Annotated in this window: 4 protein-coding genes; all 4 read right to left on the bottom strand. The window is 65.8% G+C overall.

Annotated features, from left to right (window positions below):
• Positions 1-54 precede the first annotated feature (54 nt).
• A complete protein-coding gene (locus tag H5T60_13820) occupies positions 55-1,080 on the bottom strand; it encodes an amidohydrolase family protein (protein MBC7243510.1) in 1,026 nt (341 codons plus the stop codon).
• A complete protein-coding gene (locus tag H5T60_13815) occupies positions 1,077-1,607 on the bottom strand; it encodes a CbiX/SirB N-terminal domain-containing protein (GenBank protein ID MBC7243509.1) in 531 nt (176 codons plus the stop codon). Before H5T60_13815 ends, H5T60_13820 begins: the two co-directional genes overlap by 4 nt.
• A complete protein-coding gene (locus H5T60_13810) occupies positions 1,604-2,359 on the bottom strand; it encodes a DUF1722 domain-containing protein (protein ID MBC7243508.1) in 756 nt (251 codons plus the stop codon). Before H5T60_13810 ends, H5T60_13815 begins: the two co-directional genes overlap by 4 nt.
• 5 nt (positions 2,360-2,364) lie before the next feature.
• Positions 2,365-2,775, bottom strand: a 411-nt coding sequence (locus tag H5T60_13805) for an MFS transporter (protein ID MBC7243507.1), incomplete at its 5' end; no start/stop codon positions are given.

The following is a 2,775-nucleotide window of genomic DNA, read 5'->3' as shown; positions in this document are numbered from 1 at the left end:
CAAGCCCCGTCTCGCGGGCGAAGATTCAGTTGACAGTCACCTGAGAGGTGACTGTCAACTGAAAAGACATAATTCCCTCAGCCGCATGGCGTTGCCGTAGAACAAGTCCTCGATTTCCGCCGGCGTCAGACCGTTCCGCTCCGCGGCGCGCCGCAGGCCCCGCAGGGATTCATACACCACCCAAGTCGCGTCCGGCTGACAGTGCGACAGGTCGAAGCGGTGGTTGTCCTCGGTCAGGAGCGCCCAGGCATAGCCGAAGGCGATGTATTTGCCCCGGTCCACGCCGGCCGGCAGGTTATCCGTCCCAAACATCACCCGCTCGCGCGGCCCTCGCCGCAGAAGGACATCGAACACATCCGATTCGCACACCGCCGAGGTATCGAACCACACGTTCTCCAGCTCTGACAGCGGGCCGATGGCCAGCTCCAGGAAATGGGGGATGAAACACCGCGCACAGTGGGCCAACTGCCACTGGACGTGGGGATACCGCCGGCTGAGCCGGCGCAGGTCCGCCAGGTTCTGTTCATCGGCGGCGGCACGCCGGCGCGCCAGGTGCAGTACCACCACTAACCGATGCTCCTCCGCCACCTCGATCAGCTCCTCCGGCAGGAAATCGGTGATGCGGCAGTCCACTACATCGCCGGTGGCGGAGTACACGCGGTAGGGCTTCAGGCCGATGATGCCGTTTGCCCGCACGAAGGCATCCACTTCGTCGGGTGTCATGCCCGGGCGCACCAGCATGAGGGCGGCGGAGCCGGCATCCTCACGCACCTGCTCGACGACAAAGGCGTTCATGCCGGCCAAATCTGCGTGGACGAAGGGGAAGCCCATGCAGGAGCCGTGCACCTCCCGCCCGGGGAACAGCGCCGCGTTCCAGGCCTGCCAAAGGGCCATGCCGGCCTCAGCGAAGCCCCGTGCCGCCAGCCGGCGGCCCGGGCTGTCCGACTCCGGCGAGAGGTCGAGGTCGGCGCGGAAAAGGTGGGCGTGCGCATCATAGATGCGAGGGGGGACGAAATCCTCCAGCTCGCTCTCCCATATTTGCCGATCAATATCCCGCATGGGGATGGAGATTGGGGTCATGATCCTTGTTCCTGCAGATGCCGCTGAATCTGGCCGGCTAGGAAGCCGGCGATATCCGGCATGAGGAAGGGCCAGGCGTAGGTGAAGCGCACCGTTGGATGGCGGGCGCGTGCCGCGTCGATCTCCCGGGGGATATCCGCCTCGGCGTGGGTCCCGCCGCGGGTCATCATCGGGGTGATGACCACCACATGGGAGGCGATGGATGCGGCCTGATCCAGGGCCTCATCCAGTGCCGGCGCGCAGAACTCGTTGAATCCCACCATCACAGGAAAGCCGGTCGCCTTACCCAGGTGTTCCGCCAACTGGAGGGAGGCGGCGTGGAACGGGTCGTTCTCCGGCGTGCGCGGCCAAGAGCGCATCCTGGTCTCCAGCTCGTCGTGCCGGCGCTGGAGCGCCTCTCTTTCGGGGCCGGCGGCATGTTCTAGCCGGCCGTGCAGTCCCATGAATTCCTGCAGTTCCCGCCGCGGGAAATCCCGGGGCGGCGCTCCGTGCATGGCGAGGACGATGGCGATTGGATGGACAGTCATAACCTCTCCTCCAGGGTGAATATATCGTGCCGGGATCTCCCTCGCTGGGAAATCCCGCTGTCAAGCCAGCCGGCCAGGTCGCTCAGGGCGGTGGACTCCAGCAGGTAGGTGACATGATGGGCGAAGGCAAGGGATTGGATCATCCTGAGCAGTTCCGCCGGCTCCGCAGGGGCAGGTCTTTCTGCCAAAGGGCTGACATACCCCCACATGTGCTGGAGCGCGTTGATGAGCCGGCCGGGGGCCGGCGGCCGGCGAAGCCAGCGCGTCAGCTCCAGCGCTAGCGCGTCGAATTCGTCCGCTGACCGCGTGTTCGCCACACGCCGGCCGATGTCCTGATATGCCTCGGGGGAGCGCACCAGCACCGAATACTTGTGCTGTGCCCACAGCTCCTGCGTGGATTGAGGGAGCGGTATGCGTCCGCCCGGACTGCCGCGGCGCGCATAGCGCTCGGCGAGCAGGAGGAACTGCCGCGCCGGCGGGTCAAGGAACTCCGCCGGCCAGGTGAGTTGGTGTGCGTCGTACTCGCCGGCGGGCGAGCGGTGCTGATACCCGCGCAGGCGCATCTCCGCGACCACCAGGTCGTGGCGACAGCACAGTGCCGGCAGATGCTCCCGCCAGCGCATGGTCTCGGGGTGCTGCGCGTATCCCCGCCGGCTCTCCCCGATGATGGTCAGCAAACCGTGAATCTCGTTATGCTCCCCCAGCAAGTTCTGGCGATCCAGATAACCGGGATGAAGATCCCACACGCGCATAGCGATCAGGCTTCCACGGCGATACGCTCCGCCTCAGCGCGCTGGCGGAGCTGTTCCCGCAGGGTGGCGATATCGCGCGGGATGAGATAGGCGGCCACCCCGAAGAAGATGGCACACAGCACCCAGGCGGTGACGCAGATGAGCAGGATGGCATCGTGCAGGCTGGCGCGCACGGCGATGAGGCCGGCCATCAGCGGGGCCAGCGCGGCGCCGGCGGATTCGATGAAGAGCTGGATGGACATGGCGGTACTGCGCACTTCCGGCAGGGTGATGTCGAACACGGTGGAGATGACGTTGGGCGCCGCGAAGGGGATGAACAGGGCGTTGATGCTCAGCATAATGGCGAACAGGAGGCGCTGTTCGGCCGGAATGCTGAGGGTGATGACCAACAGGATGGCGCCCAGCAAGACCGCGCT

This window comes from Anaerolineae bacterium, from assembly GCA_014360855.1.
Lineage (GTDB): Bacteria > Chloroflexota > Anaerolineae > JACIWP01 > JACIWP01 > JACIWP01.
The sequence above is the reverse complement of the archived record's forward strand: the minus strand, read 5'-3'. Positions and strand labels throughout refer to the sequence as shown.

Excerpts from the sequence above, each read along its gene's own strand:
- H5T60_13820 (MBC7243510.1), bottom strand. The coding sequence starts at position 1,080 with ATGACCCCAATCTCCATCCCCATGCGGGATATTGATCGGCAAATATGG.
- H5T60_13815 (MBC7243509.1), bottom strand. The coding sequence starts at position 1,607 with ATGACTGTCCATCCAATCGCCATCGTCCTCGCCATGCACGGAGCGCCG.
- H5T60_13810 (MBC7243508.1), bottom strand. The coding sequence starts at position 2,359 with ATGCGCGTGTGGGATCTTCATCCCGGTTATCTGGATCGCCAGAACTTG.